At 43.7% G+C, this 10356-nt stretch carries 9 protein-coding genes and 1 pseudogene; 9 read left to right on the forward strand and 1 reads right to left on the reverse strand.

Annotation, left to right across the window (positions count from 1 at the left end; translation table 11 throughout):
* Positions 1-588 precede the first annotated feature (588 nt).
* The 6 genes and pseudogenes from HMPREF1640_RS11725 (at position 589) to HMPREF1640_RS11750 (ending at position 5512) form a co-directional block, all read left to right on the forward strand.
* Positions 589-936, forward strand: a complete 348-nt coding sequence (locus HMPREF1640_RS11725) for a helix-turn-helix domain-containing protein (RefSeq protein WP_036895076.1) — start codon at positions 589-591, stop codon at positions 934-936.
* On the forward strand, positions 927-1307 hold the full coding sequence (locus HMPREF1640_RS11730; protein ID WP_036895060.1) for a MerR family transcriptional regulator: 381 nt from the start codon (positions 927-929) through the stop codon (positions 1305-1307). Before HMPREF1640_RS11725 ends, HMPREF1640_RS11730 begins: the two co-directional genes overlap by 10 nt.
* Complete coding sequence (locus tag HMPREF1640_RS11735; protein ID WP_036895062.1) at positions 1304-3364, forward strand: bifunctional DNA primase/helicase; 2061 nt, start codon at positions 1304-1306, stop codon at positions 3362-3364. Before HMPREF1640_RS11730 ends, HMPREF1640_RS11735 begins: the two co-directional genes overlap by 4 nt.
* Positions 3352-3660, forward strand: a complete 309-nt coding sequence (locus tag HMPREF1640_RS11740; RefSeq protein WP_036895064.1) for a helix-turn-helix domain-containing protein — start codon at positions 3352-3354, stop codon at positions 3658-3660. Before HMPREF1640_RS11735 ends, HMPREF1640_RS11740 begins: the two co-directional genes overlap by 13 nt.
* Before the next feature lie 190 nt (positions 3661-3850).
* A complete protein-coding gene (locus HMPREF1640_RS11745) occupies positions 3851-4615 on the forward strand; it encodes a type IV toxin-antitoxin system AbiEi family antitoxin domain-containing protein (RefSeq protein WP_036895066.1) in 765 nt (254 codons plus the stop codon).
* Positions 4608-5512: pseudogene (locus HMPREF1640_RS11750) on the forward strand (nucleotidyl transferase AbiEii/AbiGii toxin family protein). The gene HMPREF1640_RS11745 and the pseudogene HMPREF1640_RS11750 overlap by 8 nt, the downstream one beginning before the upstream one ends.
* 56 nt (positions 5513-5568) lie before the next feature.
* Here HMPREF1640_RS11750 and HMPREF1640_RS11755 read toward each other — a convergent pair.
* The gene (locus HMPREF1640_RS11755) at positions 5569-7086 is read right to left on the reverse strand and encodes a helicase C-terminal domain-containing protein (protein WP_036895069.1); all 1518 of its coding nucleotides are present in this window, start codon (positions 7084-7086) and stop codon (positions 5569-5571) included.
* Between the two features lie 290 nt (positions 7087-7376).
* On the opposite strand from HMPREF1640_RS11755, the gene HMPREF1640_RS11760 reads away from it, so the two are divergent.
* The 3 genes from HMPREF1640_RS11760 to HMPREF1640_RS11770 form a co-directional block, all read left to right on the forward strand.
* The gene (locus tag HMPREF1640_RS11760; RefSeq protein WP_036895071.1) at positions 7377-8597 is read left to right on the forward strand and encodes a site-specific integrase; all 1221 of its coding nucleotides are present in this window, start codon (positions 7377-7379) and stop codon (positions 8595-8597) included.
* Between the two features lie 4 nt (positions 8598-8601).
* Positions 8602-9870, forward strand: a complete 1269-nt coding sequence (locus tag HMPREF1640_RS11765; RefSeq protein ID WP_036895072.1) for a site-specific integrase — start codon at positions 8602-8604, stop codon at positions 9868-9870.
* Positions 9871-9922: 52 nt separating this feature from the next.
* The coding region (locus HMPREF1640_RS11770; RefSeq protein ID WP_036895074.1) for a DUF1896 domain-containing protein at positions 9923-10356 on the forward strand (434 nt) is incomplete at its 3' end.

Genomic DNA, 10356 nt, shown 5'->3' on the forward strand with positions numbered 1-10356 from the left:
CAAAAAAAATCCCTAAGTTATTGTAACTTAGGGATTTGCGCTTAATGCGATTGCGGAGAGAGAGGTTTGTGAACCAAACTCTGCTAACTCGTTGTAATTAAATGTCCTATCAATTTTGACAAATCGGTAGTGTAGCATTTTTGTAGCAGTATTTTGACTGCTTAGTGACTACTATTCTGACTACCTTTTGAAAGCACAACAGCTCTCTTTTCTTGGGTACAAAGGTATATAAAATTGTACTGACCTCCAAATCTTTGTACCATAAATATTTAGAGATTTTACTGCTACACATTCCAGTGCAAGGTGCAAGCCCTTATATATAAAGGGACTTGCACCTTGCACTGGAGGACTTGTGTGTGACTGCCTGATATTGGTGACCTTTTATAGCTTTATCACTAATAAAAGGTGAATTATGTTATTATTTATTTCTATATAAGTTTACTATATTTATCTTATGCTTGATATAGAAACCCTTTGCATCCGCCACCAAACAAAAAATTGCATCTGGTGCATGACGACTTGCAGAGGGTGCATAAACTTGCGTGTGACGGGTTGCTCGTGCCAAGATGTTTCTATAACTTTATGTTTATGAAAGAGTTACTGGAATTTCTTCGAAATGAGAGATTGAACAAACATCTAAAACAGGCGTATATAGCTGAGAAATTGGGAGTTGATGAAAGCACAATATCCCGATGGGAGTCTGGTCAGATTACAATGGACTTTCTCCAAATAGTAAACTATGCGACTGTTTTGGAGATAAATGTTTATGAGATGTTTGCATATCTCGCAAGTAATGGACAAGATCTTCCCATACCTATTGCAGAAGTACACGTTGAGGTGTATACAAAAGAAGCCTACAACTCTCTTATGCAATACCTTGCGAATTCTGGGATGGATATAACAATTAAAAGCACCAAGTTGAAAAGATGGAAATAATCGCAGTAGAAAGCCAAGCCTATCAGGAACTGATAGACAGGCTCAACCGAATAGAGCAGTATGTTGAGCGTACTTCTCATCTTATCCAAGATATAGATGACGAGCTGGAGATGACAACCAAAGACCTTATCGGGACTCTGAATGTTTCAGAGTCCACCCTTTACCGCTGGCGCAAGAAGCAGTTGGTACGGTATCGCTACACGGAGGGTGGCGATGTACGCTACTTCTTCAAGTCTATCGTGATAGCCACGAAGTGTAACCGACTCCGCATATCAGGTATGAGAAACGATGAGGTTCTTGGGCGGCTCAACCGTTTCAAGGACAATCTCATCATGAGTTCATGTCTTAATCCTAAAAACCGACAATTATGATAGAAAAGGAACAGATTCTTTTACTTACACAAGGAGGTTTGAATGTGTTTTCACATTTCCTTGGCTTTGAGGTAAACCTTCATCGCAACTTCCGAAGTCCTTTCTATGATGACAGGCGGGCTTCCTGCCATATCTACTACGACAGGAAAACTTCTTCTTACAAATTCTATGATCATGGAGATACCACCTATTCTGGGGATTGCTTCTGGTTTGTGGCAACCCTCCGTAATTTGAACCTGAAAACAAGTTTTCCCGAAGTATTGGAAACGATAGTACAAGAACTTGGATTGTATTCTTTATGTGATGGTGAAAAGCATAGCAGCCATATCACGTCAGCATATAAAAAAACTATTGTTCCCACTCCTAAGGCTGATATGAACAAGTGTACGGAAGAACGTCCATATTGTTTTGAGATACAGCCATTTGACGATAGTCTGCTGAACTATTGGGCACATTATGGCATCCATGAGGATACACTCCGTCGCTTTCGTGTACGGAGTCTTAAACGCTATGAAAGTGTATCTGCTGAAGGCAAGAAGTTTGAACTTTATAGCTCACCTACGGAACCTATGTTTGCCTATATCGGAAACGGCTATGTAAAGATATACCGACCTCACAGTCCAAAAATCCGCTTTCTTTATGGTGGACGGATGCCTGCCACGTATTGCTTCGGAATGGAGCAGATTCCTGCCAAAGGAGATATGCTTTTCATTACAGGTGGTGAAAAGGATGTACTCTCATTGTATGCACACGGCTTCAATGCGATTTGCTTCAACAGTGAAACGGCACAGATACCGACAAGTATCATTGAGAGCCTTCAGCTTCGTTTTAGGCATATCATACTCTTGTATGATGCGGATGAAACAGGTGTACGGGAGGCACATAAACAGTCTGAACATCTGGCGGAATACAAGGTCTTGAACCTTTCACTTCCGCTCTGTGGCACGAAGTCCGAAAAAGACATTTCAGATTTCTTTGCCTTAGGCAACGGGGCAAAGGAACTGAAAGAGCTGCTTGCCAAGATGTTCTCAGATCTATATAGCCAAACCATGATGATGTTACGTTCCTGTGAGATTGATTATGAGAATCCACCGGACATTTCCAAATCAGTAGTAGCAGTAAACGGTGTGCCACTCGGCACACAGGATAACCTGTTCTGCATTACTGGAGGTGAGGGGACAGGCAAGAGCAACTATGTGGGTGCCATCCTTGCCGGAGCGTTGGGAGAAAAACGATTGCCGATAGAGAAGACCTTGGGATTAGAGATTACCCCCAATCCCAAAGGCTTGGCGGTCCTACACTATGACACGGAGCAGTCCGAGGCACAGTTGCACAAGAACTTGGGTAAGACACTGCGTAGGGCTTCTTTGACGGCAGTACCGGAGTTTTGCCATTCTCTGTACCTTGCCTCTCTGTCTCGTAAGGACAGACTGAACCTTATCCGTGAGAGTATGGACTTGTTCCATCACAGGCATGGAGGCATCCACCTCGTGGTGATTAACGGAATAGCCGACTTGATACGTTCTGCCAACGATGAAACGGAAAGTATTGCCATTGTGGACGAGCTTTATCGCTTGGCTGGGATTTATAATACCTGTATCATCTGCGTGCTACACTTCGTACCGAATGGAATCAAACTCCGTGGGCATATCGGCTCGGAACTTCAACGAAAGGCAGCAGGGATACTCTCCATAGAGAAAGATGATAATCCCGAATACTCGGTCGTAAAAGCATTGAAAGTCCGTGACGGAAGTCCGTTGGACGTACCGATGATGCTTTTCGGCTGGGATAAGGCTGTGGACATGCACGTCTATCGTGGCGAGAAATCTAAAGAGGACAAGGAAAAGCGCAAGACTGATGAACTCATTGCCGTTGTCAAAGAAGCCTTCCGAAATTCTTTCAAGCTCACTTACCAAGAACTTTGTGAGGTTCTGATGCGCGAAATGGAAATCAAGGACAGAACTGCAAAGAAATACATCGCCTATATGAAAGAACAACGTATCTTGGCACAAGATACCAATGGTAACTATCAAAAAGGAGAACTATGCCGTACATAGATTATAAAACCGAAGACACTTGGCAAAAACGCCTGTTCGACAAGCTGATAAGCGTCGAGGATAAACTCGACCGCCTGCTTGTCCTGCAGGATCAATCTGTTGACACAACCGTCCATCCTCCCCTGAAACCGGAATATCTGGATATCATAGATGTATCCAAGATACTCAAAGTAGAACAAAAGACCATCTATAATTGGGTGTGGGCAGGAAAAATTCCCTATCTCAAGGCTAATGGTCGATTGCTTTTCCTTCGGGAAGAGATAGATGAAATGGTACGGAAGCGAGAAGGTTGGTAGAAGTCAGTTCTATACAAGTATGCTGGAAATGTTAATGTTTTATTTCATCCTCTTTTTTCTCACTATGGTTGAAATATTATCCTGCAAGTCAACTATTAGTTTACTTTCGGGAAAATAATTCAACCGGTTAACTGTAATTAGCAAAGTCTTTTGTACCTTTGCGGTTGGTTTTAATTACAGCAAGTAAACTATGAGTATACTAAAAGGAAAAAAAATAAACCAAATGCTTCAATCCGGGCAAAAGAACGGATTGTTGTTTGCGACATGGCTCGTAGAGCATGGCTATTCCAGGCAGTTGTTGAGCAGATATCGTTCTTCCGGTTGGTTATCCTCTCTATGTAAGGGAGTTATGTACCGCACAGGCGACACGCTGTCCGCTTTTGGTGCTTTGCAGTCCTTCAACGAACAGGTAGGAAAGAGTTTTCGTGTTGCAGCGCATTCTGCTTTGGAGCTTTGGGGCTTCAACCATTATGTTCCTATGGGCAAACCCCTGTTAATGGTATCAACGGCAAGTGATAAAATGCCACAATGGATGAAGCATGACATTTTCGACCGTGAATTTAAGTTTTTCAAGACAGAGGTGTTTATCAGTGCACAGATAACAACTTTAACATACTTGGACTGGAGGCTGCTTATATCCTCCCCTGAGCAGGCTTTTATGGAATGTCTGCTGCTAACACCACGCCAATATAACTATATGGATCTATTTTATATAATGGAACAGTTGACCACTCTGCGTCCGAATGTCATCCAATCGTTATTGGAAACCACAAAACATTACAAAATGAAGAGGCTGTTTCTATATATGGCTGAGAAAGCGGGGCATTATTGGTATGAAGACTTAGACCTTACAAAAATAGATTTGGGGACACATAAACTCCAACTCGTCAAATCTGGTATATATATCAGCAAGTATAAGATGATTATCCCAAAAGAATTAAACGATTATGAATGATCAACAATATAAAAAGCAGGTGTCATTGTTACTACGCATTATGCCTTTGGTTTACAAGATAACGGACTTTGCAGTTCATGGAGGTACGGCTATTAACTTGTTCCACCAGAATATGCCGCGTTACTCGGTTGATATTGACCTTACCTATATTCCGATAGAGCCACGTACAGCAAGTTTAGAAAAGATAAATCAACATCTTGGAGAACTGAAAACAAGTATAGAACGTGCCATTCCCGGAATACATGTGGTACATAAATCCGAAATATGGAAATTGCAGTGCACGCATGATGGTGCTACGGTGAAAATAGAGGTAAATGGTACAAAGCGGGGCATACTTGGAGAGGTTGAAATTATGGAACTCTGTCCGAAAGCGAAGGAAGAGTTTCAAGCCAGCTGTAAGGCACGTATAGTTCCTTATGCTCAACTTTATGGGGGAAGATTGCAGCCGCCCTCAGCCGGCAGCATCCACGTGACATGTTTGACTGCAAATACATGAAAGACCAAACGCTTGAAAGCGTAAAAGACGGGCTCATCTTATGTTTATTGGGAAGCGACAAGCCTATCGTGGAATCCTTGTCTCCTAATAACATAAACCAAGAGGAGGCACTTGAAAACCAATTCAAGGGAATGTCAGATATTCCATTTACATATACAGACTATGAGCAAGCTCGTGAATCCATTATTAAAAAGGTAAATGACTGCCTTACAAATACAGACAAGGAATTCCTCGTTTCTTTTGAGGAGGGAACACCACAGTGGGAGAAATGTTGCGCAGGTGATTTAAGCCAATATCCATCTGTACAATGGAAATTACTGAATATAGGTAAACTTAAGAAACAGACTCTCGATAAGCACAAAGAGGGAATAGATAAGCTAAAAGGTTATTTGCAGGTATAATGATAAAAGTCAGACATTCAATACGGATGTCTGACTTTTAGCCTCTCGGCATGTGTTTAGTGCCTCCATTTGGGTCTGAAACTCTGTAAACGGCTATTATCTTCTCTGTCTTGGACAAGATAGCTTTCGTTCTTTACTCCGCCAGAATGATAATGGTTGGATAAAACCTCTCCTTGCTCCATTTCTTCTGTTTCCTCTTTTTCCTCCTCTGGCGGTGCAAGGGTAAGAGCAATCTTTCTATCCAACTCAGTAGCTTCACTTTTAAGTGAGCGAAGTTCTTCTTCTTTCTTCCAAGAACTGTTAGCAATGTTGGTGTAAACGTCTTTGTTGACCATAACTTTTGCCATTTCCTTCTCATGTGACTCTATTACCTTTGGAATACGCTCCAAGGCGTTAATGAAGTTTTGACAGGCGAGTTTCTGGTCTGTTGCTAACTTGCCGTTATTATAAGTATAGTAAATACTCTCCTGCCCTTTCACAAAGAAGCGGTTCACCGAACAGTCGAACAAGTCCTTGGAAGTACTCTCTGTCTTGACCATAATGGAGAAACCATAGATTTCGCCAATTTTGTTGTACTCTCCTTTGGTGCGAGCTTTTTCGTCTATTTCCTGTAAACGTGCAGCAATAGTCTTGATGTCAGTACAGTCTTCCACACCTTTGATTGTCAGTTTATTTATAGGTATACCTTCATCATCACGCTCCACACGCTTCTCAAAGAGAGCTAAATCAGACTGTGCCTCCTTGATTTTATCCGTATGGAAGGACACGGAGCTGTCAATCTCTGCCAACTTGCCCGTTGCGGCATCACGCTCACGGAGAAAGTTCTTACGTTCTGATTCCAAGGTGGTAATCTTCTTATCCAATCTTGCTTTCTCCAAAAGGTCGGTATTGCCTGAAAGCACTGCTACGTATTCGGAGAAGTTCATGCCGCTGTCCTCATCCATCGAACCCTCATCGATGGTGCGACTGCCAAGCGTGTTTGTCTTGAGTTGATTGATGAAAAGCTGCTTGTTATGTAGCAGGTTGAACTTGTAGCTATCCAAGGAACGTTCCACGGCATAGATAATCACATCAACTTTGTTATCCGCAAATTCCTTGGCGACAAGATTTCCCTTGCGCACGGCTCGTCCGTTGCGTTGCTCTAAGTCTGATGGTCGCCAGGGCGTGTCCAAATGATGAACCGCAACGGCACGCTGCTGGGCATTTACACCAGTACCCAACATAGAGGTAGAACCGAAGATAATGCGGATATCCCCACGGTTCATAGCATCTACCATCGCCTTCTTTGCCTTCTCGTTCTTGCACTCCTGAATGAAGTGTATCTCGTAGGACGGGATATGATAGTCTTCTACCAGCTTACGCTTGATTTCCGAATAGACATTGAAATCTCCACCGGGCTTATAAGTACCTAAATCAGAGAAAACGAACTGCGTCCCTTTCTGTGCATCGTACTTTTGGTAATAGTCATTGAGCATCTTGGCACAATGGCTTGCCTTGTTGTCGATATGATCTGAGTAAGCATTTTCATCTATCATGCGTAAATCAAGGCTCATCTTGCGGGCATAATCAGTCATTAAGAATTAAGGGAAATAGGGGGAAACGCAAGGAATGTAACTATTTGAAATATCATCATTTAGCATTTTTATGCTATTATCGAGTTAGGCGAAAGGAAGCATCAAACGGCAGGAGTTCCGTTACCAAATCGTAACCCACCCGTGAAAAAGCAAAAAGGGGTTACGAATTGAAGGTAAACAACTGTGTCATAGGTTTTTATTCTTCATCTTTCATTTTTCTGCATCGCTCAAGAATACTTGTTCATCTGTACCTTTGCAAGCAAAGGAAATTTAGAAAAAACGACAGAAAAATGAAAGAAAACAAACTCAAAGTATCGTTCTTCGTTCAGGCGAAACGAACCGACAAGAAAGGACTTGTGCCTGTCATTGGGCGCATCTCCGTTGGCAGAACCCATTCGGGTTTCTCCACCAAGTGTAAGACTCCGTTCGCTCTTTGGGACAGCCGTAAGCAACGGCTCATTGGAAAGAGTGCAATGGCGGTGTCCGTCAATCAGAAACTCGGTGAATGCACCGCACTCATCCACGCACGCTTTCACGAACTCAGTGAAAGGGAAGAAACTTTCACAGCCACAGACGTGAGGGATGCCTATCAGGGACAAATCCACCGCCAAGCCCTGCTCTTGGAGAGTTTCGGGGAGTATCTTACACAGACTAAGGAGCGCATAGGCATCGACCGAGCCTTGAAGACGTTCAAACTCCGTACCTACCAACTCTCCCTGCTCCGTGAGTTTGTGCAGAAAAAGCATAAAGTAAGCGATATACCCCTTTCACAGTTGGATAAAGCATTTATCGAGGGATTCGAGTATTATCTCACCATCGAACGCAGACTGAAACGCAGCAGCATATCGAGTACCTTGTCTACTTTGCAGACCATTGTCCGCATAGCGGTAAAGAAAGGTGTGCTGGACTTCTATCCGTTCTTGGGCTACAGTTACGAGCGACCAAAAGGCGAACCGAGAAGCATTACGCAGGAAGAACTTGAGCACATCATCGACTTGGAGATTGAGTGGGAGAACTACCGCATTGTCCGTGATCTCTTTGTCTTTTCCTGCTTCACAGGTCTGGCAATCTCAGATGTCCGCAATCTTCGGGAGGAGAATATCGTCACTGAAGAAGGCAAACTCTGCATCAAGGGCAGGCGCATGAAGACCAAGACCCCGTATCGTGTACAGGTGCTTCCCCCTGCGCTGACTATCATGAATCGTTATAGAGGGATAAGGGCAGGCTTTGTCTTTGACGTGCCGACCACCGACATTGTCCTCAATGGTATGCACTACATACAACGAAACATCGGCATGGAAACTTCACTAACCTTCCACATGGCTCGCCATACCTTTGCGTCGCTTATCACGCTCTCGGCAGGTGTGCCTATTGAAACGGTAAGCCGTATGCTCGGACACACCAACCTGAGAACGACACAGGTATATGCAGCGGTTTCCTCCGAAAGAATCCATCGGGATATGCAAGCGATACAGCAGCGAATACAAGATACATTCACCTTAAAACTTTGACATTATGGCACGAAGTACATTCAAGACACTCTTTTATATCAACCGCTCCAAAGAGAAAAAGAACGGCAAATGCCCGATTATGGGACGCATCACCATAGACGGTGAGCAGGTGCAATACAGCACGGGAAAGGAAATCGCTCCCGAACTCTGGGACAGTCGTAAGGGACGGTGCAAAGGAACAGGTGAAGAGATAAAGGGAATTAACCGCTATTTGCAAACCAAAGAGGAACAAGTCAAAGCGAAGTATCAAGAATTAGTCTGGCAACGTGGCTATATTACCGCTGAGTTGCTGAAGCGTGAACTCATGGAAGAAGACAAGCCCAAAGGTTTTCTTATGGAGGAAGCACGACTTTTCATAGAGGAAAAGCGTCCTTGCGTAGGAATAACGGTAGCCAAGCCGACCTTTGCCAACTACATCTATGCCACACAACTCATTGAGGCTTATTTGCGTGAACGCTTAGGGCTGGAGGATATTCGCTACTCATCGCTTGACTATGGTTTTATCGAAGGGCTGGACTTCTACCTCAAATCAGAGCGCAACCTTTCTCTTGCCACTATTCAGGTAGCGGTCATCTTCCTTAGAAAACTCATCGGCATAGGTCAGCAGAAGAAGTATATCCGTATCGATCCGTTTGCGGACTACAAGGCAGAACTGCCACATCGCACACGCAGGTATCTCACTACGGAGGAATTGCAGAGGGTCCTGCAAACACCCATCATTGACAAGCAGTTCGAACGGGCAAGGAAACTCTTTCTTTTCTGCGCCTTTACTGGTCTGGCTCGTGTGGATATGCAACGGCTCAGGCTAAAGTATATCATCCGTAACGCAGACGGCACGGAGGAAATCCGAATCAAAAGGCAGAAAACCAATGTGGAAGCGATTATCCCACTTCTGCCCATTGCCAAACAAATCCTTTCGCTCTATATAAAGGACAAGAAAGCGGACGACTTGATATTCCCCAATCTTACAATAAGGAAAGCATCCTTTGCATGTGTGAACATCGGGCAGATATGCCAGATAGAGAAGGGCTTGACCTTTCACATGGCTCGGCACACATTCTCAACCACGATTTGCCTTTCCAATGGTATTTCGATGGAAACGCTCAGCAAGATGCTCGGACACAGCAATATCGGTACGACACAAATCTACGGAAAGATAACCGACCATAAGATACAGGAGGATATGACTGCACTCACAGACAGGGAGCATACTGTATTTGAAGGTTATTGTGAGTCGATAGCACGGCAGAACGTGCCATTGCAACACGCATAAAAAGGAAGTAATTACCAAACATTTATTATTCACGATTGAAAACCAAACGATTATGAAAGAGAACAAAAAGCTGGAACTTTCCTATTTTCGATTGAAATTAAGAAGTTATATGAGTGAGCATCACCCCGAGAGATTGAAAGACAAGGAGTTTATCACTGCACGGGCAGATATGGCTCTCACAGTTTACTGCGATGCCGTGGCGCAAGGTTTCACTCACCCCGAAGCGGAGAGCATGGCAAACGAGGTTTTGTATTATGGCTTACATTTTTCCAAGTATGACACGCTTGTATCTGTATTGGAAAACGAGTTTGAAAGGGAACTGCCTACACCGCTCCCAGAGAAACTCGTACCTATACTGTTGTCGAACAAGGCTATTCAAGCCACATTCGACAAGTTCGGTTTGACGGACACATTTGCTTCTGACGAGCAATACGACCGTCTTTACACTGAACTCACAGGCACGATAGTGCTGCTCATCGAGAGCAA

The organism is Prevotella sp. S7-1-8 (assembly GCF_000758925.1).
In the GTDB taxonomy this organism is placed as follows: domain Bacteria; phylum Bacteroidota; class Bacteroidia; order Bacteroidales; family Bacteroidaceae; genus Prevotella.

Coding starts and splice junctions, on each gene's coding strand:
- HMPREF1640_RS11725 (WP_036895076.1), top strand. CDS start 589: ATGAAAGAGTTACTGGAATTTCTTCGAAATGAGAGATTGAACAAACAT.
- HMPREF1640_RS11730 (WP_036895060.1), top strand. CDS start 927: ATGGAAATAATCGCAGTAGAAAGCCAAGCCTATCAGGAACTGATAGAC.
- HMPREF1640_RS11735 (WP_036895062.1), top strand. CDS start 1,304: ATGATAGAAAAGGAACAGATTCTTTTACTTACACAAGGAGGTTTGAAT.
- HMPREF1640_RS11740 (WP_036895064.1), top strand. CDS start 3,352: ATGCCGTACATAGATTATAAAACCGAAGACACTTGGCAAAAACGCCTG.
- HMPREF1640_RS11745 (WP_036895066.1), top strand. CDS start 3,851: ATGAGTATACTAAAAGGAAAAAAAATAAACCAAATGCTTCAATCCGGG.
- HMPREF1640_RS11755 (WP_036895069.1), bottom strand. CDS start 7,086: ATGACTGATTATGCCCGCAAGATGAGCCTTGATTTACGCATGATAGAT.
- HMPREF1640_RS11760 (WP_036895071.1), top strand. CDS start 7,377: ATGAAAGAAAACAAACTCAAAGTATCGTTCTTCGTTCAGGCGAAACGA.
- HMPREF1640_RS11765 (WP_036895072.1), top strand. CDS start 8,602: ATGGCACGAAGTACATTCAAGACACTCTTTTATATCAACCGCTCCAAA.